This is a genomic window from Nitrospirota bacterium (genome assembly GCA_013388455.1).
Lineage (GTDB): Bacteria > Nitrospirota > Thermodesulfovibrionia > Thermodesulfovibrionales > SM23-35 > JACAFF01.
Map to the genome: position 1 here is coordinate 81528 of JACAFF010000017.1, position 24477 is coordinate 106004.

Genomic DNA, 24477 nt, shown 5'->3' on the forward strand with positions numbered 1-24477 from the left:
ATCTGTCACACCCCGAAAGTACTCAGGACTCACAATAACATGCTATATAATGCTTCTGTAAGCTTATCACTGGATTTAGGCTAACTTCTTCAAACTTCGATATGTTATATTATGTAAATTACCAAACGGATAAAGAAACTATGAAATTTAAGCATATTAACAGATTCATCCTGTTTTTTCTCCTGTTCCTCATTATAAGCTGTGCAACTAATCCAGTTTCAGGACAGCGTGAGCTCATGTTCGTTTCCGAGAATCGGGAAATCGAAATGGGTAAAGAGCTTTATCCAAATGCACTCTGGGGTGATTTAGGAGGAGGTGGTGAATACAAAGATGAAAAATTGAAACCTTATCTCGAAAATATTGTTTTAGGTATAAATCAGGTATCACACAGACCGCATCTCCCTGTTTCTTTTGCAATTCAGAACAGTTCGGTTCCTAATGCCTGGGCTATCCCTGGCTATGTTGTGATTACAAGAGGACTACTTGCTTCACTCGACAATGAGGCGGAATTTGTCTTTGTAATGGGACACGAAATGGGACATATATCAGCAAGACATTCAGCGAGTCAGATCACATATGGAATGCTTCAGCAGATAGGCCTTGGGGTTCTCAGCATAGCTTTAGGAGGATCAAAATATGGAGAACTTGCAGTTGGCATCGGTGCAATCGGAAGCAGTCTGCTACTATTGAAATACAGCAGAGACGACGAACTCGAAGCTGATGGTTTAGGCATTGCTTATATGACAAAACTCGGTTATGATCCTAAAAATGCAATCAGTGCTCATAAAAACCTTGAACGTGCCTCACAGGAGTATTTGCAATCATTAGGAAAAAATTCTTCAGAGAGGGGCTTTTTTGAAGATCTTCTGTCTACTCATCCAAGGACTTCTGTAAGAATTGATGAAATTCAGCATATGATAGATATCAACAAGCCATTTCAAATTAAAGGGGATGGGACTCAAAGGGAAAAATTTCAGAACATCACAACAGACCTCAGGAATAAAAATAAAATCTACAGAAACTTTTATGACAAGGCATTATATGCTTACCAGAAAAATGACCTGTCTGAAGCCGAAAACCTTATATCACAGGCAATAGAATTGGATCAGAGCCAACCCGCATTCCACAGCCTTAAGGGATATATACTGATGAAAAAAAAGGAGTATTCCTTTGCAAAAAGCTCATTTGATAAGGCAATTGAACTTGAAACAGACTATGAACCTTCACTTCGCGGTATTGGTATCTTGTTGTATTATCAAAGAAAATACTCAGAAAGCATAACATATTTTAAAAAAGCAATATCTCTTTACCCACAGGATATTCAGGCAAACTATTTTCTGGGAATGATTTACTATGAAAAACAGAATTACAGGGAAGCCATACCTCATTTAGCCCTTTTTGCGCAGGCTCAATCAGACCATAACGAAATACACGGAATTCTTGGCATATGTTATGAAAAGAACGGGGATATCCGTTCTGCTTATAACGAATATTCAAAGCAGGTGCGCATAGCACCAAAAAATGAAATGGGGGAATATGCCTCTCAACGAATCACTGCATTAAAACCACAAATTGAACCTGAAAAAAAAGAAGACAAAAAAGAAGACAAAAAGAAAAACAAGAAAAAAGATAAAAAAGAAGATAAGAAGCAATAGAATTATTAGGGCTTATATTCATAAATATTCAAGTCGTCAGGAAGTTTAGGCATAAAAAATCCATCTTTTAATCCAGAATTTATCTTAACATCTTTCAGTGTCAGCTCAATGCTGTTTGAATGTATATCATAGATTATTAAAGATTGTATAGGAAATTTGTTATCAGATAGATATATTTCAACAGATACTATTCCTCCCATCATTTTTTTGGGTTTAAGAAGGAGCTTTCCATTTTGTCCTGTTACAGCAAATTCCTCCTCTATATTTCCAAAACCACTCAGCAGGGCAATTGGTGCCTGGCCATATGTCTGTCTGTCAAATTTACTTCTGAATGCCTGTTTTTCCTTTTTCTGATAAATGATAATATCATTATTAGTGATATAAACTTCCTGAGCATCTTCGCCCGTATAATACCATTTCATTTTCATCGGCATCTTTATGAAAAATTGCCCCCTGAATGTTTTACTGCTTTTCAAATCTTTAATATGGCTTTTCTGTATGAAACTACCACTTATATCCCTGATATCTTCATAAGCCTTTTGAATCTTTTCAATCTCATTAGTGGCTGACTGAGAAGAAATGGGAAGGATGGTCATCAGATTAAAAACAATAATTATTACACTAATCATCACGTATTTATAACCGCTTTTTTTCATTTTTAACCTTCCTTTAGTTTCATGCATCTTTTTTTACGATAACATATAAAAATTAACTCTCAACAGCAATCTTTAGCTCTTTTAAAAAAGACTTTGTGAGATAAATCATTTTCCGTTTAGGAAGAAGAATTCCTCTGCCTTTTGCAAGAATTCCAGTAAACTTTTCGAGGCTTGTTACCATTACAACACGCTCGTTTTCTTCAAAAATAAACTCATGATATGCGGATAATCCCCTTTTTTTTGCTAACCAAACTATATGTTTATAAGGTACAATCTCTTCTACAGAAATATTAACTTTGATAGGGAAAAAAAACGGTCTAAATCTACAAAATATTTCTTTTCCCTTTGTAAGCTTTTGACTGGTTGTGCTTACATCATACATAACAGTATTCCATTTTTTCCAGCAGGTAAGATCAATAAAGTTTTCCCAAACTTTTTCAATCGGGGCATTAATCTCTATAGTCTCTTTTATAATCATAAACGTCGTAACTTTTTTATTATAAACATTTCTATAAATCTGTTGTATAACTTAAAGCCGATGGAAAAAAAGGAGTTTCTGAAGGATTCTGCTGATAAAAGAAAGGTTGTAATATATATGATAAAGAAGCATACGGGAGCGACAAACAGGGACACATCCCATTTTCTTGACACTCAACTTAAAAATTAGTAATATTTTTCATGCCGAGGATTAGGCGGGCAGTCGCAGCAGGATTTCCACACCATGTAATACAAAGAGGAAACAATCGCGAAATTGTTTTCTTCGATTCAGAGGACCGAAAAAAATATTTATCACTACTTAAGAAATACTCTGTTAAGTGGAAATCTCCAATAATATCATACTGCCTCATGAGTAACCATATTCATCTTTTGACGATACCGGAGTCTGATGAATCATTGTTTAAAATGATGCAGGGTCTTACCCTCTGCTATACGCAATATATAAACAGGATGTATCAGCGGACAGGAAGACTATGGGAAAGCCGTTACCACTCATGCATTGTTGATAAGGAGAAATATTTATGGGCTGTTGCCCGATACATCGAGCAAAATCCAGTACGCGCAGGGATAGTCGAGAAAGCTGAAGATTATCCTTATTCCAGTGCACAAGCCCATGTAAACGGGGGCAAGGATTCTGTTTTGGGAAAAGACCTCTTCAGTAATGATCAGAGAGAAAACTATATACTCTTATTGCGCTCTGAGATACCTCGAGAAGAAATAGATCATCTGCGATACGCAACAAGAACTGGAAGACCTTTTGGTAATGAGGTATTTGTAGTCGAGATGGGAAAGAAGCTTGAAAGAAGGCTATTAAATCGCCCCCGGGGAAGACCAAAGAAGGAATTACCCTGAAAATGGGATGTGTCCCTGTTTTATTCTGGCGGTTTATTGATTCAGGTCCATGTAGCGCTGCGTATAATATGGCTTTGGATGAGGCAATAGTTACTAATGTAAGGAAAGACCTCTCACCTCCTGTTTTGAGAATATATGAATGGGACAGGCCATCGGTAAGTATAGGAGCTTTCCAGAAGACAAGCGATATAGATTTTGACTACTGCGTTAAAAATAATATTCCCATTGTCAGAAGGTTAACCGGCGGTCGTGCAATTTTACATAAAGATGAGATTACTTACAGTTTTTCAGCAAAAACATTAAACGGCATATTCTCCAAAGGTCTGTTCGATAGTTACAAAAAGATATGTCTGGCTCTTAGCCATGCATTCACTGAAATTGGCCTTGTAACTCAATCAAAATTATGCAAAAAAAATCTGAAACAACATATCCAAACGATACGCAATCCTTTATGCTTTCATTCAATATCCTATGGAGAAATCATGATAAATGGAAATAAAATTGTAGGTTCCGCACAAAAGCGATGGCCTGACGGTATGCTCCAGCAGGGTTCTATCCCTCTTTTGATTGATAATAGCGAAATGTTAAGAATATTCAGACTTAGCAATTCACAATTAAAACAAAAAACTATAAATGGTCTGAAAGAAATATTGCCAGAGCTACATTATATTGATTTAAAAAATGCAATTTATTCCGCTTTCGAAAATATCTTTAACATTCAGTTTATTATTTCATCACCCTCACAGGAAGAAATTTCTTTTGCAAAGGAACTCGAAGAGAAAAAATATAACTCAAAAGAATGGACTTTTAAACGATAGGAAAATTCATCTAATGATATAATTTAATATATGTACGTTTATCTCAATGGTAAAATCGTTCCTTCTAAAGAAGCTGTTGTTTCTGTGTTTGACCATGGTTTCCTTTATGGAGATGGAATATATGAAACAATGAGGGCATATGATGGTATTATTTTTAAACTTGATGAACACTTAACACGCCTTTTTCGCTCTGCATCGCTGATCAGCCTTTCAGTTCCATTAGATGTTTCATCATTAAAAACTGCATTATATGAAACACTTATTGCAAACTCTTTGAAAAATGCATATATTCGACTCACGGTGTCAAGGGGAAGTGGAGCAATAGGACTTGACCCCGACCTATGCCCCAAACCTACTATGGTAATCATTATGCAGCAACTGAAAGAATATCCTCAATCATTATATAAAAATGGGATAAACCTGATTATTGCTGAGACAAGAAGAAACCATAAAGATGCAATAAGCCCCCTTATAAAATCACTAAACTTTCTCAATAACATACTTGCTAAGATAGAGGCAAAAAGAGCAGGTGCATATGAAGCTCTTATGTTAAATGCTGCTGGAGAACTGACCGAAGGGACTATTAGTAATCTTTTTTTCTATAAAGATAATGTGCTATGTACCCCATCGATTGATTGCGGCATTCTTGATGGTATAACGAGGGGTATTATTATAGATATCGCTAAGAACAAGGGTATTCATGTCAAGGAGGACAGGTTTACAACAGGAGATATTTATTCTGCGCAGGAAGTTTTTATCACAAATACCACACTTGAGGTAATGCCTGTCTTAAGCGTAGATGAATATTCTTTTAAACCCGGGGATATAACAAGGCTTCTTCGAAATGCTTACAGAAAAGAAGTAAAATCTTATCTGAAAAAAGAGAAAACAAAGAAGCCTTTGTTTCGATAACATAATATCTGAGTATCTGTTTTACAGATGTCTTTCTATCTGATCCTTTACCTCCACAAATTCATACTCGAATTTCCGGGGTTCCCTCCCGAAGCATGTTCCCAGGCTTTCAAATATAGCAATCTCTTTTAAATCAACTGACCTCCTTTTTATCAATTCCTCAGTTGGCTGATAGTAAATCTTTTCTCCATTTACATTAACAACAGTATTGCCAACTTTTCCTTCAAGCAATAGGAATACAGCCGCTGCACCTGCTTTATAGCCAAAATTTACATCAAAAGCAGATGAATGCCCTGAACGCACAAGATGTCCTGGAGTTACCTCTCTTACTTCTGGTATTTCGTAGACTCCGGGAGCAAACATCCCTGTTCTCTGCATGAAATCTTTTACTTCGGGGTCTTTTTTCATTCTATTTTCAAGCTGTTGTCTTACATACTTTCCTGCACCTGCAAGTTTCTTATGACCGAATGCGTCTACGCCGGCACTCTCATCATAAAGCAAATCGCCGGTTGCAGTTTTAATTCCTTCTGCAACAACAATAATATATGTGCCTGCCTTTACATCGCTCCTTTCGATCCTTGCAAAAAAAGTGGTCTTCATATGTTCATATACAACGTCAAAGTCAACAGGTATTTCAGGGATAAGAATACAATCTGCTTCAGCCCCGATGCCACCACGGAGGGCAGTATGTCCAACATATCTTCCAAAAACTTCTATAATCAGTATGCGGTTATGACTCATTCCAGTCGTTTTTAAGTCTCTCGTGAAAACCGCTATTCTATTGACTGCTGAATCACCGCCTACACTGTAAGATTGCAAATCAAGATCCATTGTTTTCGGGACATGCACACATGGGATATCCCTTGAAGTAAGGTCTACAACAACACTGCCTGTATCATCTCCTCCACTGATTATCAAACCATCAATCTTGAATTTCTTAAGACCTTCTTTTATCCGTTCATATTTATTAGGATCGGTTATCTTGCTAATCTTTACTCTTGAATGTCCAGCTTCAGAACCAGCAAGAGACGCTTCAATACGACTCACCCTTTCTGCATTGAGTAGAACAACATCATCGAGATTAACAAGATTATAAAGACCTGCATAACCATGAGGAATAACAACCGATTCAATTCCAAGTGCATATGCCTCTCTGGCTATGCCTTTGATCACTGCATTAAGTCCTCCGCAGTCTCCGCCACTGGTTATAACTCCGATTCTTTTGATTTCATCCATACTATTACTCCTTTCTGTATTTATGTTTGTTAAGAAATCCTAAATGGAATGAATTTTTTAATTATAAGCTTTTTTAGAGATAAGGTAAATCAAGTTTAGTTCTTCTATTTACCTCAAGACATTAATACCATATTAATCATTTGCTATCTTTATAAAAAATACCATCATTCAATATCAAGAAGGCCCTGCTCTTATGTTTGGAACTGCAGGCCTACCTCAATTCTCATGAGATTTTACACAGTTACGGATGCAAAAGAAACAAGAAAACATGACCTCTTTGTTGGTGTTATAATAAAATATAGGGTTACTGCTGAGAAAAAAGAAGTCACGGTTGCAAAGATAGCTATCATAGAGCTTGGCATCTGTGCAATACTCCTCGGCATTCTCTTTAAAGGACAGAACGTAGCCTTTTTTGTCGTGTTAACATTCGCGATTGCGGCAAGTGCAAATTTTCCTGCACTTTTAATGTCAATAACATGGAAAAAATACAATACAAAAGGAGCGTTAGGCAGTATGTATAGAGGCCTTATAGTTGCAACAGTTCTGCTTATACTGATTCTAATTGTATGGGTGGATATTATTCATAAGAATGAAAAAGCTGCAGTAGAAAAAGAGATAAAGGCTATAGAAGATTCATCAAAAACAAAGTCAAAGATGCCAAAGCCCATATTCCCTTTGAAGAATCCGGGTATTTATTCTAAGGGGGCTGCTTTTCTTGTCGGAATCCTCTTGTCACTTATAAGCCGTGAAAAAGAGGCTGAGGCAAAATATGAAGATGAAAAACTCAGATCTTATATTAGGAATAGGAGCTGAAGAATAGACTTTTCAAATTTCCATATATTACATACTGACAAAAAGGAGGAACTATAAAGAATGTCACAGAAAGGTATTGACGTATTACTTCCAGAGAAAAGAGCTTTTCCACCATCGAAGGAATTCAGTGAGAGGGCTCATATAAAAAACATCTCTGAATACGAAAAGCTTTATAAACGTTCTGTTGAAGACCCTGAAGGATTCTGGGCTGAAATGGCAGAAAAACAGATTACATGGTATAAAAAATGGGATAAAGTCCTCCAATGGAATTTTGACAAACCCGAAATTAAATGGTTTATTGGTGGAAAACTAAACGTTGCTTATAATTGTCTGGACAGATTCATGAATACACCTATAAGAAACAAAGCTGCTCTGATATGGGAAGCAGATGACGGTGAATACAAAACATATACATACCAGCAACTTCTATACGAAGTTAACAAATTCGCCAATGTATTGAAAAAGCATGGAGTTAAAAAGGGGGATAGGGTAACGATTTATCTGCCAATGATACCTGAACTTCCCATTTCAATGCTGGCATGTGCCAGAATCGGTGCGATTCATAGTGTTGTTTTTGGTGGATTCAGCTCTCAGTCATTGAGGGACAGGATACAGGATTGTAAAGCATCAATCCTTATTACTGCAGATAGAGGCGTAAGGGGTGGCAGACTTGTGCCTTTAAAGTCAAATGCTGACCAGGCATTACAAGAATGTCCAACAGTAGAGACGGTTATTGTAGTAAAGAGAAGCGGTTATGTTGATATGGAGCCACAACGTGACTTCTGGTGGCATGATGAGATGAATGATCCGGACGTCTTAAGCTTTTGTGAACCTGTCGAAATGGATGCCGAAGACCCTCTTTTCATTCTTTACACTTCAGGGTCTACAGGAAAACCTAAAGGTGTCCTTCACACAACAGCAGGATATCTACTATACACAAATCTTACTTTCAAATGGATTTTTGATTATCATGAAGAAGATATTCACTTTTGCACTGCAGATATAGGATGGGTAACCGGCCACAGTTATATTGTATATGGCCCTCTCAGCAATGGGGCTACAAGTCTGATGTTTGAAGGTATTCCTACATATCCTGATGCCGGTCGTTTCTGGAAAATTATTGATAAATTCAAAGTAAGCATATTCTATACAGCTCCGACAGCTATAAGAGCCCTCATGAGGGAAGGAGAACACTGGGTAAACAGTCAAGACCTTTCCTCATTAAGATTATTAGGAACTGTTGGAGAACCAATAAATCCTGAGGCATGGATGTGGTATCACCTCCACGTTGGCAAATCAAAGCTACCGATAGTTGATACCTGGTGGCAAACTGAAACAGGTGGAATTTTAATTACTCCTCTCCCAGGAGCAATGACCACAAAACCAGGGTCAGCAAGCAAGCCTTTCTTCGGAATAGTTCCGAAGGTTCTTAAAGAGGATGGCTCTGAAGCACAGGTCAACGAAGGAGGGCTACTTATAATCGAGCGCCCTTGGCCAGGCATGTTGCGCGGCACATATGGAGACCCTGAAAACAAAAGAATAAAAGAAATCTATTTTACAAGATTCCCGGGGAAATATTTTACAGGTGATGGTGCACGAATTGATGAAGATGGAGATTACTGGCTTATGGGAAGGATTGATGATGTTATTAACGTATCCGGGCACCGTATTGGGACAGCAGAAGTAGAATCAGCACTCGTAAGTCATCCAGCAGTTGCAGAAGCAGCAACCGTTGGATATCCTCATGAAATTAAAGGCGAAGGCATATATGTTTATATAACGTTAAAGGAGGGCTATGAACCTTCTCCAGAACTTACGAAGATGCTTATAGGGCATGTTAGGCACGTTATTGGTCCTATTGCAACACCTGACAAATTGCAATTTACGCCAGGGCTACCGAAGACCAGAAGCGGCAAAATCATGCGGAGAATTCTGAGAAAGATTGCAAGAGGAGACACCGAAGATCTTGGTGACACCTCAACTCTTGCTGACCCTTCTGTAGTCGGACAGCTTTTACAGGGTAAACTATAATTTGCATACAGGATAATTGGATATGTCAGTAAAAAACCTTGAGTTTTTATTTAATCCTCACCGAATAGCTGTAATTGGTGCAAGTGAAGAAAAAAAATCTGCTGGACATAACATCTTTAAGAATTTACTCGGGCAGGGTTTTAAAGGATCTGTATATCCAGTAAATCCTGCGCTCGAGTCTGTTCAGGGTGTAGAGGCATATCCTGCCATCACTTCAATTCAGCGCGATATTGATCTCGCTATAGTTGCTGTTCCACCATCTGACATACCGAATATCCTGAATGAATGCGGGGTTAAAGGAGTAAAAGCCGTTATCATTATCAGTCCTGATTTTAAGAGCAAAATCGAAAACGTGCAATCTCTTGAAAAAAATATTCAAGACATATCTCAAAAATTTGGTTTCAGAGTATTGGGACCTGATTCTCTTGGTTTTATCAGACCACGTTTAAGACTGAACGCAAGCCTTTTCCCACAGATTCCGCCAGCAGGTAATATTGCTTTCATAGTTCAAAGTGTAACGCTCTCAACTGCACTTCTTGATCTTGCTGTCAGCAAAAACATAGGATTCAGTTACTTTATATCTGTAGGAACAAAAATAGATATCAAATTCGCCGACCTGATCGATTTTCTTGGTGTTGATCCAGAGACAAGAGCAATTATCCTGTATATCGAATCAATCAAAAATGGTAGAAGGTTTATGACCGCTGTGCGAAGTTTTGCCTCAAGTAAACCAATTATGGTCGTTAAACCCGGAAAATTTGATGTTTCAGCTCAAATTGCACTCACACATTCAGGATTTATGGCTGGAGAGGATAAGGTCTATGAAGCAGCGTTTAAAAGAGCTGGAGCGATCAGGGTCGACGAGATTCTCGACTTATTTTATCTGGCTGAATCTCTTTCAAAACAACCCAGGCCAAAAAGCAAACGTCTGGCGATCGTAACAAACTCGGGCGGCCCGGCTGTCATTGCAGTAGATTCTTTATTAAAACTTGATGGAGAACTTGCAAACCTTGGACATGAGACAATACAATCACTAAAAACACATTTTTTATCTGCAAAACATTTTCAAAATCCTATTGATCTTTTTTTTGAATCATCACATGATGATTATTCTGCTGCTGTAAAAAATTGTCTTAAGGATAAAGAAGTTGATGGACTACTGGTTATACATACGCCATCCTATGCATCCGATACTGATGAAATCGCAAAAGCTCTGGTTGAAGCAGCTAAAGAATTTCCATATAAGCCGATATTCACTGTATTGATGGGAGATGAGCATGTATCATCTGCAAGAGAATATTTGAATCAACAAGGCATACCTACTTTTATATCTCCTGAACAGGCAGTGAAAAGCTTTATCTACATGTACCGCTATGATTACAATCTAAAACTTCTTCTTGAAACTCCAGAAGTTATCCTTAAGGATTTTGAACCTAATGAAGACAAGGCTGAAGAGATAATCAGACATGCATCAGAAGAAAAAAGACTTCTTTTAAACTTAAATGAAGTTAATGAGGTCCTCCGGTCATACGGTATCCCTGTAATTCCTACAAAAACAGCATTTGTCGAGGAAGAAGCTATCAGTATATCTGACTCTTTTGGTTATCCCGTTGTTCTGAAAATAGACTCGCAGAAAATTTATCACAAACTTGAATACGGAGGCGTTATCTTAAATCTCAAAGATAGAGATGCTGTCAAAGATGCATTCAGAAGGCTCAAAAAACTGGCAGAAGACTTAAAAGATCCAAATGCTCCTATACTCATTCAGCCAATGGTAATCAAAAAGGGATACGAACTTGTTATAGGTGCGAAAAAGGATCATACCTTTGGCTCCGTAATCATATTCGGGACAGGAGGGGAACTCGTTGAAGCAATGGAAGATTATTCAATAGGGTTACTACCTTTAAATCAGACATTGGCAAGACGTATGATGAGCGAGACAAAAATTTACAAATACCTAAATACTCAAAAATCATATCAAAAGATACTGCGTTATCTCGAAGAGATTCTCGTCAGGTTTTCTCATTTCATCATTCACTTCCCACATATCAAGGAAGTAGATATTAATCCGTTCTTTATAACTGAGAATGAAGGATTCGTTCTTGATGCAGGCATATTGCTCGAAGCAGACGTTCTTGAAGGATTCCAGTCTGTAAAAGGAGATTTCTGCCCGCCGCATCTCTCAATCTGTCCTTATCCTGACCAGTTTATAGAGATATTCCGACTGAAAGACGGGACTCCGGTAATCATACGCCCTATCCGTCCTGAAGATGAACCACTAATTGATGAATTATTAAGAACCTCTTCCGAACAGACACTGATGCTGAGATTCTTCCGAAAAACCCCTGATATTCCTCATGAACAACTCGTAAAATATTGCCACATAGATTATGACAGGGAAATAGCTTTTGTGGCTACCATAAGGGAAGGAGAACGCGAAAGGATCATAGGCGATGTAAGAATGAGCAGGCAGCCGGACCTTGAAAACGCAGAAATGGCTGTGGTTGTAGGGGATCGGTGGCAAGGTCGGGGAGTAGGGAAGATACTCTGTCAGCACTGTCTGAAGATAGCCAGAGAATTGGGTATAAAAAGGATGTGGATGGAGATATTGCATATCAATCCACGGATGCTTCACAGAGCAGAGACTTTAGGATTTAAAAAACATTCATCCAATGATGATTCAGTCAAAGTTGTCCTGAAATTATAGAGATAAACTAAAATTATTATGAACAAAAACAAGCTCAACTAACCTTAACATAAGTTTCGATAATTTAAAATTAAGGAGTAGAGGGTGAAAAGGTTGTCTTTTATCACAATGTTGTTTTCAATTATTCTTTGTTTGTTTGATTATAATGGAAACCTCTGGAACAGAGTTCCCCAAATAACAGTTAAACAAAATTTGGGAAGCGGCATTGAGGGACTTTTCACAATTTACCGTTATCGCTGGAGTAATGATGATACAACTGCTGTCTCTAAGACTCGGATAGATACACAAAAGCACTCGTTACTCGACTTCTCTTATTTATACCTTGTAAAACCAACAAAGGGGGGTTCTACTCAGCCCCCCTATCTTTTTCTGCGTAGAAAATCCCTCGGTTTTCCTGCTGCTTTAGGTGGACCGACAAGTCCATCTTCTTCCATCAACTCCATGATTCTTGCTGCTCTGTTATAACCTATTTTAAGACGCCGTTGAATTGATGATATGGATACTTCACCGAGCATCTCCCCAATCTCTATTGCTTTCAGATAAAGCTCATCTCTCTCTACTGATTTCTCTTCATCATCTCCTTCATCGAAACTGGTTACTATTTGCTCCATTATTGAATAATCAGGGGTGCCCTGGGCTCTAATGAATTCAGTAACAGCCCTGGTCTCTTCTTCAGTAATCAAAGCACCATGCACCCTGATCAATTTTGCGCCAGGTAACATAAAGAGCATATCCCCCTTCCCAAGCAACTGTTCTGCTCCCTGAGTATCAATGATTGTTCTTGAATCTACCCTCGATGAGACATGGAAAGAAATTCTTGCAGGGAAGTTTGCCTTAATAATTCCTGTTATTACATCAACCGATGGCCTCTGAGTCGCAAGTATAAGATGTATACCTGAAGCCCTGCCCATCTGTGCAAGTCTTGCAATCGAATCCTCTACATCATTAGGAGCCGTGAACATCAGATCAGCAAGTTCATCTATAATAACTACGATATAAGGAAGTCTTTCTTCATCAGAAGCTTTAAGATTAAAACTTTCAATATTTCTCGCTGCCTTTTCAGCAAGAAACCTGTATCGCCGCTCCATTTCAAAAACCATCTTTTTGAGCGAATCAGCAGCTTCTTTCGGATTTGTTATTACTGGCGATATAAGATGTGGTATTTCTTCATAAGCTGAAAGCTCAAGAAGCTTCGGATCCACCATTAACATTTTTACCTCTGAGGGCGTTGCTTTATAAAGAATACTCATGACCATGGAATTGATTGATACACTCTTCCCCGAACCTGTGGCACCAGCAACAAGAAGATGTGGCATTTTCGAAAGGTCAGCAATGACCGGTGAACCATAAATATCTTTTCCGAGTCCGATTGTAAGTTTAGACTTGCTCTTTTGAAAAATATCTGATGACAAAATCTCTCTCAAAAAAACAGTATCTCTTTGTTTATTTGGAACCTCTATTCCAATAACTGCATTCCCCGGTATTGGAGAAACCCTTACGCTCTGAGCTTTGAGCGCAAGCGCAAGATCATCAGACAGAGACACAATCCTGTTTATCTTCACTCCAGGTGCGGGCTCAAATTCATACATTGTGACTATTGGGCCAGGATGCACCTGTGTTATCTTTCCTTCTACACCAAAATCTTCAAGTTTCTTTTCAATGAGTGATGAATCATATAAAAGGTCTTCTCTGGGAGGTCTGCTTGATGAAGCATCAGGCAATTTTAAAAGCTCCAGAGAAGGGAGTTCATATGATCCAATCTTTCTTGTAGTTTCTAACTCAGGCAAAGGTTTTGACATACTCTGTGATACTGATAACTGCTCTGGCTCCCGAATAATTATATCCTGTTCTCTGATCTCATCTTCTATTGTATCCTCAACCTTTTTTCTATCCTTTGATACTTTCTTCTTTTTCTTTCTTTTTAGTGCAAGGGCTGTCACTGAAACAGGACTCAATAATATAATCGCAGTTAAAAAAAGTGAAAGAGAAAAGATGTAAGCACCTGGTATATAAGCAAGTTCATTGGCAATATAGGTTATTCCTTTGCCTATCAGACCACCAATTCCATCTGGATAACTTTCAATAGTTATGAAAAAAGCTTCGGAAATCAGTGAAAATAACATAGCTGATGAAATAATAAAAAGAATTACTCCAAGCAAGTATATTTTGTGTCCTTCCTTTCCAAGAAGTCTTTTGATTCCATAAATGATTATAAAAACTGGTATAAAAAAAGCTGAGAATCCAAAAAAAATTATCATCCAACCTGATATATTAGCACCGATAACACCACCAAGATTTCTGTAATGTTCAAAGGGCTCTATTGTTCTAAAAAAAAGAACCGGATCTTTTATATTGTGTGAGACAAGGCTTATTAAAAGATAGATACTGCCCATTACTGATATAACTCCAATTACTTCTTCTTTTATGCGTTTTATCCTTTCAACCATATTCCTGCTATTATAACAACTGCAAGGATAAACCTGTAATAAACAAAGATATTCATTGGATACTTTTTAAGAAATCTCAACAAGAACTTGATGGCAAGAAATCCTGTAATGCTTGATGTGATAATACCTGTTAAAAAAAGTTCAGGGTTATAATTTAAATGACTTGAAAATGCCTTATATGAATGTAATAATGTTGCCCCAGCAATAATAGGTGTTGAAAGAAGAAATGAGAATTTTGCAGATGCATCCCTATACATTCCTGAAAAAAGTCCTGCTGCAATAGTAATCCCTGAACGAGAAACTCCCGGTATAATTGCGAAAGCCTGTGCAATACCTATAATAATAGCTTCTTTTAATCCTATCTTTTCTATTTCTTTATATTTTATTGCTTTTTCTGCAATGAGCATTAAGATACCAACAATGATTAGAGTAAAAATTATTATTATTGGATTTCTCATTTTGGCCTCAACAAAATCATTCAGAAGAAACCCTGCAATACCTGCTGGTAATGAACCAATGAAAATGAGAAAAAAAATTCTCTGCTTTTTTGTGATAAAATTCAGCCAGTCTTTCCAGAAACATGCGAGAACAGCTAATAAAGTTCCTGCATGAAGTGCAATATCAAATGTGAGTGTGTCAACTTCTCCACTCCAGTTAAAAAACCATGGGAATAATATCAGATGTGCTGTACTGCTTATTGGTAAAAATTCTGTAATACCCTGAACAATGCCAAGCATAAATGCTTCGATCATAAAAGTTAAATTTCCAGAATGATCGGCATGATCATCGGCCTCCTGTCCATGGTATCTCTGAGATATTTCTTTAATGTGCTTCTGAGTTTAGCCTGAAGTAGTGAAGTGTCAGATAGAAGTTCCTTATCAAGTCCCTTTATGGTGTTTGAAAGAAGCTCTTTAACATTATACAATACATCCTGAGATGCATCTTCAAATACAAATCCTCTCGATATAATGTCAGGGCCTGATATAATATTACCATTCAGTTTTTCTAATGCTAATAGAATCAATACAATACCGTCATGCGCAAGTCTCAATCTATCCCGCAGCACCATTTCTTCAACATCACCGATTCCTTTTCCATCCATGAATATACGGCCAGAATTCACCCTCCCATTCTTTTTAGCTTCATTTTCACTGATTTCAAGAATATCTCCATTTTTCAGGATGAAAATATTTTCATTTGGTATATCGAGTTTTTTTGCAAGCATCGAATGATAGACGAGATGCCTATATTCTCCATGAATCGGCATAAAGTATTTAGGTTTTATAAGGTTTATCATAAGTTTGAGCTCTTCTTTTGAAGCATGCCCGGAGACATGGACTTCTGATACCTTTTCGTAAATAACTTCAGCACCACGTCTGAATAGGTGATTAATAATCTTGCCTATAGACCTTTCATTGCCTGGGATCATCTTCGCTGACAGAATTACAGTATCTCCTTCTTTAATCTTAATTTGCTTATGCTCATCTGTTGCAATCCTTGATAGCACACTCATCGGCTCACCCTGACTTCCTGTTGTGATAATAACTATCTCATTATCATTAAGTTTTTTAAGATCTTCGAGTCTGAGCCATGTATTTTGAGGTATTCTAAGATATCCAAGATCAAGTGCAATCTGGGCATTTGAGACTATACTCTTTCCGCAAAGGATAACGCGCCTTCCAAATTTTACAGCTACATCAATTGCCTGCTGAATTCTATGAATATTTGATGCAAAGGTGGCAATTATGATTCTTCCCTTTGCATTAAAGAAAATATCCTCGAATGCGCGTCTTACTTCTTTTTCAGAGTATGTAAATCCTCCTTTTTCGGCGTTAGTGCTATCAGATAAAAGGAGGAGGGTTCCTTTCTCTCCATACTCTGAAAATTTATGGAAATCCATTAACTGTCCGTCTACAGGAGTCGGGTCAAGCTTGAAATCACCTGTATGGACAATAAGGCCTAAAGGTGTCTTAATTCCGAGTCCAACACCGTCAACAATGCTGTGAGTAACTCTCACGAACTCAATGGAGAAAACTCCAAGATTTACAACCTCCCTTGGTCTTACTGGAATAAGTACAGAATTTTCAAGATGATATTCTTTAAGCTTTTCTCTTACAAGGCCAAGTGTCAAAGGAGTTCCAAAAATAGGGACATTAATCTCTCTGAGCAGAAAAGGAAGCGCACCTGTATGGTCTTCATGCCCATGTGTGAGAACTACTCCTCTTATCTTGTTCTTATTTTCTAAAAGATAGGAAAAGTCAGGGATAACAAAATCAACACCAAGCATATCCTCTTCAGGAAACATTAGGCCTGCATCAACAACAATAATGTCGTCCTCGTATTCAAAGACAGTCATGTTGAGGCCTATCTCCTCAACACCTCCGAGAGGGATAACAGAAAGCGTATTTTTCACTTGTTTATTATATCAGATTTTCAGCAGTGTTATTTAACGGAATGTTTCACGAAAAAAATAAGCCTCACTTCAGATGAGCATTAAAGGCTACTAAACTTTAGTTATGATACTTTTATCAAATTCTTTTCTTAAAAAAAGATAAATTATACATTTTTCAATTTTTTTGATATAATTTTTTTTGTTGACAATTGATTGCTAAGGAAAGAACGATGCTAATCCTGAACAAAAGATACACTGAAGTTAACTGATGAATTCCTAAAAATAGGAGGACATTGTGAGAAGGATTATGTTTGCAGTAATTTGTATAGCCGTTTTTATATGTGTCAGTAATTATGCCATGGCAATACCGTCCAGCCCTCCCCCTCCTGGCAAGGTCTGGATTGAACAAGAGGGAGAATGGATTTTGGTCAGTGCACCACCAGGAGATGGTCCTTATATATGGAAAGATGGGAAATGGATAATAGATCCAACCCCGCCACCTTCCAATTCTGAGTGGATTCCAGGGCACTGGACATCAAATGGATGGGTAAAAGGTCATTGGGAAGTCGTCCCTTCGCCTGGGCCTGGAACTCATTGGGTCCCAGGTCATTGGGAGCATGGTAAATGGATAGCAGGACACTGGGCTGGCAAACCGAAAAGCGGGGAACATTGGGTACCAGGTCATCGCGGTCCGGGAGGACGATGGATTCCCGGACACTGGAAATAAGTTTTTTTATCAGCTAAAAGAGCCCTCAGCTTTACCATGGGCATAGATTTCTATATTTTATAAATATAAGAAGGCAAAGTGTTTATTAAAAAAACAGGTCTGCTGGTCGGAATGATATGCTTATTATGGTTATTTACAGTCCTGACTGCTGATTGCTTTGTCGAGAATAGTACTACATATACTGATAATCGCGGGAAACAGGTAAATTTTCCATTAGGAGATATATCTTTTGCTGACCAAGCAGTTTCTTTCATAAAAGGGACACCATCTTTAGCAGAAAAATATTGCAAATCTGATCAGGCACTGGGGCCACCAGATTATGTACATGATAACCAGACACCACCGAGTTATGTCACCATAGGATGCGGCGGGACGTTAATTGTGAGATTTGCAGATAATGTTTTAGTTGATGTTAGTGGCCCGGATTTATATGTTTTTGAAATAGGACCTGATGTTGAACCGACAGAACTTTCGATATCAAAAGATGGAAAAAATTGGATAAAGATCGGAAAAATTTCCGGAGGAACAGCAGATGTAGATATATCAAAACATGTAAAATCCGGAGAAGTATTTCAATATGTACGACTGACAGACCTTAAATCAGCATGTGGCGGAGCCTATCCTGGAGCAGACATTGATGCAATTGGAGCAATAGGCTCTGCAGTGCAAATAACACTAGACACGTCTGTTTTATTTGATTTCAATAAATATATATTGAAACCTGAAGCCCAAAAAGAGCTACACAAAGTGGCAAATAAAATAAAAGAGTTCCCAGGCTCAAGAGTAATAATTGACGGCCATACAGATAGCATAGGTGCAACAGAATATAACCAGAAACTATCAGAAAACAGGGCGAGAGCAGTTCGGGATCATCTATTAACAAACGAGAAATTGAAAAATATTGATATAAATATTAATGGATATGGAGAATCAAGACCAATAGCGACAAATGACACGGAAAAAGGCAGAGAAAAAAACAGAAGAGTGGAAATAATAATACTCCCAAATAGTAAAACCCAAATCCAGCGATAAGGAGGTGTCATTCCGAGCGGAGCGAGGAATCTCGCCGTTCAAGAAAAGATTGCCACGCCCCGAATGCTTTCGGGACTCACAATGACAAACTATCCAAGGTTTCTATCATCTTATCGCTGGATCTGGGTAAAAAATAACTGTAAAAAGAAAGAAGGGACAGTTTGACGACCAGAGGGGGGAACTCTGGCAGAGGGAAGGAGGGAAAATCAAACTGTCCTTTATGGTATATTTTAATTTAATACACAAATGTGAAGAAAGTATGAAGAAAATATGAAAATTTACCATCTATGTATATCAGCCATATTATTCATCCTGTTTGTATCCTGCGTCCATTATCAAAAAGAAATCGGGATGTGGCGGGAAATAGGAAAAACACCAACTCTGGAATTCATGGAAGATGGTTCTTTCAGGACAGTCGATAATATGGGAATGACTGTCAGCGGGAAATACTTTCTCGATAATAATGGGAATGCAAAGTTTGAAATAATTCATCAGGGAGTTTCCATCGAGACAATAACTGCAAGAATTACGATAAAGGGGGATAAGATGACCATTAAATTCACGGATACAGGTGAGGTTGAGATATATAGAAAAGAGAGATGAACTTGTAAATTATAGCTTTATAGATTCCCCCGCCTTTTATTTCTTTGCCTTTTCTCGCATATCCTCAGCAACCTCTTTTATTTCAGTAAGATCACGCTGCATTTCGCTCCAACCGTACCATAAAGCATAGTCGGGATTAGCATGGAAAGTCCCCTGGAATGTTCTCATTCTGTGCTTCAGGAACATAATAAACAGTTTCTGTTCAATTACAGTCGGCGCATCATGGAATGTCAGCAAATCAGGAGAGGCATGAATATATTTCAACGGCTTTTTTAATATTCCATCTTTATAAAGATCAGTAACAATACGCAGAGCCTTTGCCATCAACCTATCAGCTTCTCGTATCATTTTATCACCCTTTTCAAGTTCGGCTGTTGCAAATCTTGATGAATGGCATTTTGTGCATACATTAATCATTCTGTCTCTCTCATGTTGCCAGTCTTCTTGAGTTAATCGCACAACATCTGCTGATTTGACAATAGCAAGCCTTGCTGTTGGATTACCATTTGGATCGAGCACTCCAAGACCCTTGAGGATGGTGGTTCGATCAGATGCCCATTCTTTGTCCTCTGGCATCGGAAGCCTCACAGCAAGAAAGCCCCATGCAGTTCTTACCGCATGATTACCATCTTGCATATGGCACATCTGGCAGGTAGGAGCAGCAACACTTTCAGGAAGTATCCCGTTCTGCTTCAGTAGAAAACGAACACCATGCTTGGAAGATGAATACATCTCCCACTGGGGATGGTCAATACCCATATGACACGTCTGACATGCCTGTGGTTGCATTGCCTCTTTAACTGAGAAGGTATGCCTCGTGTGACAGACATCACAAGAAGCGATACCGAAGCCACCTATTTCTTTCAGTCCCTTTATTTCTTCTTCTGACTTTAAGCCAATACGATGGCATCCACCACAGCCCTTTTTCCCTTCCATCAGGGTCATAGGTTGCCAGTGTGCAGTTGGCATAGCCCATTGGGCAGCCCATGCATATGCATGTTTTCCCTTTTTAAATTGATGAACCTGCAACTCATGGCATGAGGCACAAACATCAGGAGTTTGACTCTTTACATTTGCAACATCCTGAGCAGACTTATGCTTATCCCCATGGCATGTATCACAGCTTACATTGTTCTTACTGTGCTTACTGTTCTCCCAATCAGAGACTATATTAGGCTGTAACTTTTTGTGACATTCAATACATTGCTGAGCAAAAACAGCATACGGCAAAAGAATAATCAGACAGATTATAAAAAAAACTCGTGCTCTAAAATTATTCATAATTCCCCCTTACAATTTATTGATAATATAAAATTATATCAAAACATCTTCCTTTAACAAATCAAACTGCGCTGTAATCTTGTTTTCAATAACACATTGAAGCATTTCGAGTTCATCAGCCTCGAACCATGTAATATTACAAATCTTACAGTGATCAATTTCGATCAGATATGCAAGGCTGTAAAAAGTCCTTAACATAGGGTTCTTACATTTCGGGCATAAAGTTAAAGCTCTCGCAATCACATCTTTTCCTTTCAATTTCTTTATGGTAAATTTCTTTTGGTTATCTGCTATTATAGCTCTTGCCAGTAATTTTATCCTCTCAGCGCATTCTTTTTCTTTTCTAACTATTATTCTTGGAATCCTGGTATCTTCGACCAGGGTTCCTCTACAGAATATACACTGATATACTTTAGTCCTTTCATAAGGTATCTCAATAAGTGGTTGTCTGCATAAAGGACACTGGAATGCTGAGGGCTCTCGTTTACTCTTATTAATCTGGTTTTTGAACATTAAACCAAATAAAGGATTTTCTGAAGCTCTTTCAACCCCTGTCTCTTTGTCAGACTTAATCCACGTCATAGGTAAGAGCCACGACAAAGTAAAAAGTTCTTCGGCTGTATATGGCCCTTGCCATTGATTTTTTTGATCAAGAGCATAATATTGTTTATACATACCTGTTGAAAATACTGGAGTTTTTGACTCTGAATTGAGTCTTCTATCCATATCAGCCATGCTTACATGCACCATATTTAACAAAATCTCTATTCTCTTTTTTATAGGTGGATGTGTTGACATTAGGTTTGACCAGAATCCCTCGTATTCATCCAGTTCATTTTTCTGAGGGTTTATTATACAAAGCATTTCGAGCCCACTTCCTATCAGCCCTGCTCCCCTCCAGTTACGTCCGATTAGATGTAAAGCCTCCGCCATAGCCAATGGGTTACGCGTCATCCGAACCGAGGCTGCATCTGCCCTGTACTCACGTTCTCTGGATATAAGCATACTCAGAATCTGACTAAACTTTACCAGTATCCAGAAAAAAAGAAACGCAGGGTGCAATCCACGTTTATCTTCTTCTCCTAAGTCCTGAAGTTTATCAAGCATAGCAGCATACATTCCAAAAAGACTGGTTGCAACAGTAGTTTCCATACAATCACCAGAGAGTATATGATATGCTTCATGTGCCACTACTGCTTCTGTCTGTGACCTTGTTAACCTTGAGAGCAAACCCTCGGTTATTGCAATAGCTGCGTTCCCTTTCAAATCTGCTACTGCAATTGCATTCATAGAAAGTGTTGGAATAACCATACAATGAATTTTTTTTTCATAACCAGTCACAACATGTATTTCATCTACAATGTTTTTAAGACGCCTGTGTATTCCATCTTCAGGATCAGGAGGGATTGCTTCGAGATTATTCATTACTGTCTGCACAGCATCTGCTGCAGAAAACCAGAAATGGATCGCAGCTATAATTAACGAAAAACCAAATATCCCCAGAAGATAAAAAGGATTGACGAATAAAAAGATGGAACCAGTTTTCATAAAATAAACCGGGAAAAGGAGGAAAATTCCCTGGATTAATGCTGTTGTTGCAAGGAAATACATAATTAAGAGAATAAGAAAGAAGATCCCTATTCTCCATGTCTTCTGTTTTTCTATATCAATATAGGTTAACGGCATAATTTATTCATCTGGGAATAAATGAAGGCAGAATTTTATCCGCTTCTCCTGCATTGAAATATTCTGCCTTGCTAAAATGAAAAAGCGAGGCAATAATATTATTCGGAAATATTTCAATTTTTGTAGCAAAGTTTGCAACAAGGTCATTATAGAGTTGTCTTGAGAAAGCAATTTTATTCTCTGTAGAGGTTAACTCTTCCTGCAACTCCATGACATTTTCATTGCTCTTCAGCACAGGATAGTTCTCTATTACAGCAAAAAGATGGCTTAAAGCCTGTGTAAGGATATTTTCAGCAATGGCTTTTTCATGGATCTTGACAGCCAATACTGCTTTTGTTCTCGCAGCAGTAACTTTTTCAAGCACATCTCGTTCAAACTCCATATAACCTTTAACAACAGTTATAAGATTCGGAATAAGGTCATGCCTGCGCTTCAACTGCACATCAACCTGTTTCCAGGCATTTTTTACTTCGTTTTTAAGTGCAATAAGCGTGTTATAAATATAAATTGTCCAGATTAAAAGTAAACCAATAATGATACTTAGAATCCAGATTACCATAACTGCTCCTTTTGTTTTCTTGAAGTTTATTATATCCTAAACTTAATGATAATGACTGTTTGTTATATAATTCATTTACAATTCAAAAGGAGATTTAAATGGAAGATTTAAAGCATTCAGAAACATGGAGAGTTTTTAAAATTCAATCAGAACTCGTGGAAGGGTTTGAGACTCTTAGTGACATTAAATCAGCCGTTGCAATTTTCGGTAGTTCACGGATGAAATCCGGCTCTTTTTATTACAAAAAAGCTGTTGAACTCGGGAAGAAACTTTCAGACACAGGGTTTGCTGTAATAACTGGAGGAGGGCCGGGGATTATGGAAGGAGCAAATAAAGGAGCAAAACAGGGGAAAAGTAAATCTATCGGACTAAATGTAGAAATCCCGTTAGAGCAACATCCAAATAAATACCAGGATTTGACTTTGACATTCCGCTATTTCTTTATAAGAAAACTCATGTTTGTCAAATATTCTCAGGCTTTTATTATTTTCCCGGGTGGTTTTGGAACCATGGATGAACTGTTCGAAGCACTCACACTTAAACAAACAAAAAGGATTGGTGAATTTCCTATCATCCTTTTTGGTAAAAAATACTGGAAAGGCCTTATCGATTGGATAAAGTCTACCCTTATCAAGAATGATGCTATTTTAGCTCAGGACCTCAATTTAATTTCGATTGTAGACGATGTTGACGAAGTATGTGAAATCCTGGAGAAATACAGGATTACACCTTTGAAATGATTAAAATCTTGGATGTTCTTTCCGGTAATTTTGTGGTAGTTCCTTGAGCCCCTCTGTACTCCATATACCAATTTCTTTTTCCCTTGCTTCTTTCTGTGCAACTCTGAACTCCTCGACGTATTTTACATTTGGTGGAAATGTATAAAGCACTGCATAACCACTCTTCAACATCAAAAGATTCACATTTTTGTTATCCTTCGTCCAGATGTAAGCAAGAAGACGATTATACTGATCTCTCTTTTCTATGTCGTATTCCAGTCTTATCTCCCAATCTGATGAATCCAACAGGTTCTCCAGATATCTCTTTGCATTTTCTCCCCATGGTTCTTGCCCCATCTCAGGGGCATCAATGCCTATAAGTCTAATCTTTTCCTGTTTCCTGTCAACTTTAACACTCACAGTATCACCATCATAAACTTTTATAACTGAAACGTAAGGTTCTTCCGATTTGCTTTTAAGAGGATACTTTTCATTTATAAGATAGAGCACAGCAACCAGAATAAAAAATATCAGAGCAACAAGATTTAAGCCTTTTCGTTTCTTCTTTACCTTCATGTTATATTATACTTTTTAATCCATTTTCTTTTTTATGATGGTAAGAAGTTTATATAGAATTAAGGTAATGGCCTAAAATACCTGTAAAAAGAGAAGGCTTCGGATATCCTTAATAAATCGTGACATTTAGAAAGGAGATTCAACTGAAGCCTATGAAAAAGAGAGACTTATCAAGAATTTTGTGTCTCCTTGTAGAATTTGATATTAAAAAGTTGCAAAAGGTCATATGCCTTTGCCCTTAGTATAGGAACCGGATTTTTCCACTTTCCCTGTTTCA

20 protein-coding genes and 1 pseudogene are annotated in these 24477 nt (G+C 37.8%); 11 read left to right on the forward strand and 10 right to left on the reverse strand.

Annotation, left to right across the window (positions count from 1 at the left end; translation table 11 throughout):
* The first annotated feature begins 140 nt into the window (after positions 1-140).
* On the forward strand, positions 141-1655 hold the full coding sequence (locus HXY53_04300) for a M48 family metalloprotease (protein NWF75790.1): 1515 nt from the start codon (positions 141-143) through the stop codon (positions 1653-1655).
* Between the two features lie 5 nt (positions 1656-1660).
* Here the strand turns inward: HXY53_04300 and HXY53_04305 are convergent, their stop codons facing one another.
* The gene (locus tag HXY53_04305; GenBank protein ID NWF75791.1) at positions 1661-2311 is read right to left on the reverse strand and encodes an outer membrane lipoprotein carrier protein LolA; all 651 of its coding nucleotides are present in this window, start codon (positions 2309-2311) and stop codon (positions 1661-1663) included.
* Positions 2312-2363: 52 nt separating this feature from the next.
* Complete coding sequence (locus HXY53_04310; protein NWF75792.1) at positions 2364-2789, reverse strand: SRPBCC domain-containing protein; 426 nt, start codon at positions 2787-2789, stop codon at positions 2364-2366.
* 200 nt (positions 2790-2989) lie between these two features.
* Between HXY53_04310 and HXY53_04315 the strand changes: the two genes are divergently transcribed.
* The 3 genes from HXY53_04315 to ilvE are packed head-to-tail and all read left to right on the forward strand — an operon-like array spanning position 2990 to position 5391.
* Entirely contained in the window at positions 2990-3661 is a 672-nt protein-coding gene (locus tag HXY53_04315; GenBank protein NWF75793.1) for a transposase, read from the forward strand.
* A gap of 2 nt (positions 3662-3663) precedes the next feature.
* Positions 3664-4479: a lipoate--protein ligase family protein gene (locus HXY53_04320; GenBank protein ID NWF75794.1), complete on the forward strand. Its 816-nt coding sequence runs from the start codon at positions 3664-3666 to the stop codon at positions 4477-4479.
* Between the two features lie 30 nt (positions 4480-4509).
* Positions 4510-5391 (forward strand): branched-chain-amino-acid transaminase, encoded by an 882-nt coding sequence (gene ilvE / locus HXY53_04325; GenBank protein ID NWF75795.1) that lies wholly within the window; start codon positions 4510-4512, stop codon positions 5389-5391.
* A gap of 21 nt (positions 5392-5412) precedes the next feature.
* Here the strand turns inward: ilvE and HXY53_04330 are convergent, their stop codons facing one another.
* Positions 5413-6618, reverse strand: coding sequence for a 6-phosphofructokinase (locus HXY53_04330; GenBank protein ID NWF75796.1), 1206 nt, complete (start codon positions 6616-6618; stop codon positions 5413-5415).
* A 202-nt stretch (positions 6619-6820) separates the two neighbouring features.
* Between HXY53_04330 and HXY53_04335 the strand changes: the two are divergent.
* From HXY53_04335 to HXY53_04345, 3 genes and pseudogenes are all read left to right on the forward strand, one after another.
* Positions 6821-7447, forward strand: a pseudogene (locus tag HXY53_04335) (hypothetical protein).
* Between the two features lie 53 nt (positions 7448-7500).
* Complete coding sequence (gene acs / locus HXY53_04340; GenBank protein ID NWF75797.1) at positions 7501-9471, forward strand: acetate--CoA ligase; 1971 nt, start codon at positions 7501-7503, stop codon at positions 9469-9471.
* Between the two features lie 22 nt (positions 9472-9493).
* On the forward strand, positions 9494-12178 hold the full coding sequence (locus HXY53_04345) for a bifunctional acetate--CoA ligase family protein/GNAT family N-acetyltransferase (protein NWF75798.1): 2685 nt from the start codon (positions 9494-9496) through the stop codon (positions 12176-12178).
* Between the two features lie 359 nt (positions 12179-12537).
* Here the strand turns inward: HXY53_04345 and HXY53_04350 are convergent, their stop codons facing one another.
* From HXY53_04350 to HXY53_04360, 3 genes are read right to left on the reverse strand one after another with little or no spacing between them, the layout of a single operon-like run.
* On the reverse strand, positions 12538-14625 hold the full coding sequence (locus HXY53_04350; protein ID NWF75799.1) for a DNA translocase FtsK 4TM domain-containing protein: 2088 nt from the start codon (positions 14623-14625) through the stop codon (positions 12538-12540).
* Positions 14610-15377: an undecaprenyl-diphosphate phosphatase gene (locus HXY53_04355; GenBank protein ID NWF75800.1), complete on the reverse strand. Its 768-nt coding sequence runs from the start codon at positions 15375-15377 to the stop codon at positions 14610-14612. Before HXY53_04355 ends, HXY53_04350 begins: the two co-directional genes overlap by 16 nt.
* A gap of 5 nt (positions 15378-15382) precedes the next feature.
* Positions 15383-17038 (reverse strand): ribonuclease J, encoded by a 1656-nt coding sequence (locus HXY53_04360; GenBank protein NWF75801.1) that lies wholly within the window; start codon positions 17036-17038, stop codon positions 15383-15385.
* Positions 17039-17312: 274 nt separating this feature from the next.
* Between HXY53_04360 and HXY53_04365 the strand changes: the two genes are divergently transcribed.
* From HXY53_04365 to HXY53_04375, 3 genes are all read left to right on the forward strand, one after another.
* Positions 17313-17744 (forward strand): YXWGXW repeat-containing protein, encoded by a 432-nt coding sequence (locus HXY53_04365; GenBank protein NWF75802.1) that lies wholly within the window; start codon positions 17313-17315, stop codon positions 17742-17744.
* A 78-nt stretch (positions 17745-17822) separates the two neighbouring features.
* On the forward strand, positions 17823-18776 hold the full coding sequence (locus HXY53_04370) for an OmpA family protein (GenBank protein ID NWF75803.1): 954 nt from the start codon (positions 17823-17825) through the stop codon (positions 18774-18776).
* A 270-nt stretch (positions 18777-19046) separates the two neighbouring features.
* Positions 19047-19379 carry a hypothetical protein gene (locus HXY53_04375; GenBank protein ID NWF75804.1) on the forward strand — a complete coding sequence of 111 codons (333 nt, stop codon included), beginning with the start codon at positions 19047-19049 and terminating at the stop codon, positions 19377-19379.
* Positions 19380-19415: 36 nt separating this feature from the next.
* Here the strand turns inward: HXY53_04375 and HXY53_04380 are convergent, their stop codons facing one another.
* The 3 genes from HXY53_04380 to HXY53_04390 are packed head-to-tail and all read right to left on the reverse strand — an operon-like array spanning position 19416 to position 22905.
* The gene (locus HXY53_04380; GenBank protein NWF75805.1) at positions 19416-20660 is read right to left on the reverse strand and encodes a cytochrome C; all 1245 of its coding nucleotides are present in this window, start codon (positions 20658-20660) and stop codon (positions 19416-19418) included.
* Between the two features lie 33 nt (positions 20661-20693).
* Positions 20694-22346, reverse strand: coding sequence for a M48 family metalloprotease (locus HXY53_04385; protein NWF75806.1), 1653 nt, complete (start codon positions 22344-22346; stop codon positions 20694-20696).
* A 7-nt stretch (positions 22347-22353) separates the two neighbouring features.
* On the reverse strand, positions 22354-22905 hold the full coding sequence (locus HXY53_04390; protein NWF75807.1) for a LemA family protein: 552 nt from the start codon (positions 22903-22905) through the stop codon (positions 22354-22356).
* Between the two features lie 98 nt (positions 22906-23003).
* On the opposite strand from HXY53_04390, the gene HXY53_04395 reads away from it, so the two are divergent.
* The gene (locus tag HXY53_04395; GenBank protein ID NWF75808.1) at positions 23004-23645 is read left to right on the forward strand and encodes a TIGR00730 family Rossman fold protein; all 642 of its coding nucleotides are present in this window, start codon (positions 23004-23006) and stop codon (positions 23643-23645) included.
* Here the strand turns inward: HXY53_04395 and HXY53_04400 are convergent, their stop codons facing one another.
* Positions 23646-24200, reverse strand: coding sequence for a thermonuclease family protein (locus HXY53_04400; protein ID NWF75809.1), 555 nt, complete (start codon positions 24198-24200; stop codon positions 23646-23648).
* Between the last annotated feature and the right edge of the window lie 277 nt (positions 24201-24477).

What these genes read in the sequence shown, in the direction of transcription:
- HXY53_04385 (NWF75806.1), bottom strand. Translation starts at nt 22,346, where the DNA reads ATGCCGTTAACCTATATTGATATAGAAAAACAGAAGACATGGAGAATA.
- HXY53_04350 (NWF75799.1), bottom strand. Translation starts at nt 14,625, where the DNA reads ATGGTTGAAAGGATAAAACGCATAAAAGAAGAAGTAATTGGAGTTATA.
- HXY53_04305 (NWF75791.1), bottom strand. Translation starts at nt 2,311, where the DNA reads ATGAAAAAAAGCGGTTATAAATACGTGATGATTAGTGTAATAATTATT.
- HXY53_04400 (NWF75809.1), bottom strand. Translation starts at nt 24,200, where the DNA reads ATGAAGGTAAAGAAGAAACGAAAAGGCTTAAATCTTGTTGCTCTGATA.
- HXY53_04300 (NWF75790.1), top strand. Translation starts at nt 141, where the DNA reads ATGAAATTTAAGCATATTAACAGATTCATCCTGTTTTTTCTCCTGTTC.
- HXY53_04310 (NWF75792.1), bottom strand. Translation starts at nt 2,789, where the DNA reads ATGATTATAAAAGAGACTATAGAGATTAATGCCCCGATTGAAAAAGTT.
- HXY53_04345 (NWF75798.1), top strand. Translation starts at nt 9,494, where the DNA reads ATGTCAGTAAAAAACCTTGAGTTTTTATTTAATCCTCACCGAATAGCT.
- ilvE (NWF75795.1), top strand. Translation starts at nt 4,510, where the DNA reads ATGTACGTTTATCTCAATGGTAAAATCGTTCCTTCTAAAGAAGCTGTT.
- HXY53_04395 (NWF75808.1), top strand. Translation starts at nt 23,004, where the DNA reads ATGGAAGATTTAAAGCATTCAGAAACATGGAGAGTTTTTAAAATTCAA.
- HXY53_04355 (NWF75800.1), bottom strand. Translation starts at nt 15,377, where the DNA reads ATGATCGAAGCATTTATGCTTGGCATTGTTCAGGGTATTACAGAATTT.
- HXY53_04315 (NWF75793.1), top strand. Translation starts at nt 2,990, where the DNA reads ATGCCGAGGATTAGGCGGGCAGTCGCAGCAGGATTTCCACACCATGTA.
- HXY53_04320 (NWF75794.1), top strand. Translation starts at nt 3,664, where the DNA reads ATGGGATGTGTCCCTGTTTTATTCTGGCGGTTTATTGATTCAGGTCCA.
- HXY53_04375 (NWF75804.1), top strand. Translation starts at nt 19,047, where the DNA reads ATGAAAATTTACCATCTATGTATATCAGCCATATTATTCATCCTGTTT.
- HXY53_04380 (NWF75805.1), bottom strand. Translation starts at nt 20,660, where the DNA reads ATGAATAATTTTAGAGCACGAGTTTTTTTTATAATCTGTCTGATTATT.
- HXY53_04390 (NWF75807.1), bottom strand. Translation starts at nt 22,905, where the DNA reads ATGGTAATCTGGATTCTAAGTATCATTATTGGTTTACTTTTAATCTGG.
- acs (NWF75797.1), top strand. Translation starts at nt 7,501, where the DNA reads ATGTCACAGAAAGGTATTGACGTATTACTTCCAGAGAAAAGAGCTTTT.